The sequence below is a fragment of the Bacillus sp. JJ1764 genome, from assembly GCF_036962145.1.
In the GTDB taxonomy this organism is placed as follows: domain Bacteria; phylum Bacillota; class Bacilli; order Bacillales; family Cytobacillaceae; genus Neobacillus.
Genome location: NZ_JBALNY010000062.1, coordinates 30,642 through 32,149 on the forward strand (window position 1 = coordinate 30,642; position 1,508 = coordinate 32,149).

Sequence of the window (1,508 nt, forward strand, 5' to 3'; positions counted from 1 at the left end):
GAATGTTCCAGACCTCGTTTTTTTTAGTCCCTTATTATTACAAATGGACCTTATTCCGGATAAATTTTTGAAATTTTGGCGTTTGGCAGAGATGAAGATACCTTTTCTTTTTTATGATAAAAAAGAAAATAGGAGCCTATTATCATGACTGTAAGAATGGAAGTTAGGAAGAATTGTGAACGCATAGAACCTATAAAAGCTTGTGCCGAATAGATTGTGATCAAAACGAGGATCGTGGCATAGGTTAAATAAGGGAATAGCCACATTTTTACTTTTAAAGAACCGGGATTTTCCTTCTCTGCCTTTATGCGCATTAGTACATGAGAAATAGCAATAAAAACATACATAATCAAAGTAACTCCACCGGAACTATCTGCTAAAAATACAAATAATGTATTTGGTGAGATGAATTTAAATAAAGTAAATACANNATACATAAGTAAATACGACACAAATAAATAATGCCCAAATAGGTACTCCTCTTTTGGTAACAATCGTGGTAAACTTTGGAGCATCCCCTTTTAATCCAAGTGAGTACAGCATCCGCGAACCCGTATATAATCCTGAGTTTAAAACGGAAAGCATGGAAATAAAAATAATAATATTCATGATTTGCCCCGCTGCCGGAAGTCCTGCCATATCAAAGACACTGGCAAATGGCGTTTCAAGTAACTTTTTTGCCCCCTGTGGGATGACCATTACCAATATTAAAACAGAACCAATAAAGAATAGCATGAGACGCCAAACGACAGAATTGATGGCTCGAATGATATTCTTTTCCGGATTGGTTGACTCACCAGCTGCTATTGCTGCTACCTCGCTTCCGGAAATGGAGAAGGTAATAAAAATGACCCCAAGCAGGACAGGAGTAAATCCATGTGGGAAAAAGTCTGCTCCTGCCATCATCTCTGATAACCCCTGCGCTTTCACCCCTGGAACAAGCCCCATAATAATAGCAGCACCCAGGCCTAAGAAAATAACAATAGCCGCTACTTTAATAAAAGCTAGCCAATATTCAAATTCACCGTATACCTTTACTGAAAAGGCATTAGATATTGCCATGATAATCGGAAAACACACACTGGCTAACCAAATCGGTATGGATGGTACCCAATTATGCAGCATTGTTCCCAGCAATACTGTCTCGATTGTAACGATGATTGTCCAATTAAACCAATAAAGCCAGCCAATTGTAAAACCGGCCCAAGGACCAACTGCTTGATGGGCATATGTTGAAAACGACCCGCTATCAGGGTTAACGACTGCCATCTCTCCAAGCATCCTCATAATTAAAACAACCATTAAACAGGCAATTATGTAGGATACAATGGCACCTGGACCCGATGAATTAATCATTGTCCCACTACCAACAAATAGTCCGGCTCCAATAACCCCACCGATTGAAATCATTGTTACATGCCTTGTTTTTAGGCTATGTTGAAGCCCTCCATGTGGATTCTCCATATTACATCCCCTTTTTGTTTGTTAAATTTTTGGCTATGTTAAAG

Annotated in this window: 1 pseudogene; it reads right to left on the reverse strand. The window is 38.8% G+C overall.

The features are described 5' to 3' along the window. Positions 1-50: 50 nt before the first annotated feature. Positions 51-1,464: pseudogene (locus V7083_RS10780) on the reverse strand (amino acid permease). Positions 1,465-1,508 lie beyond the last annotated feature (44 nt).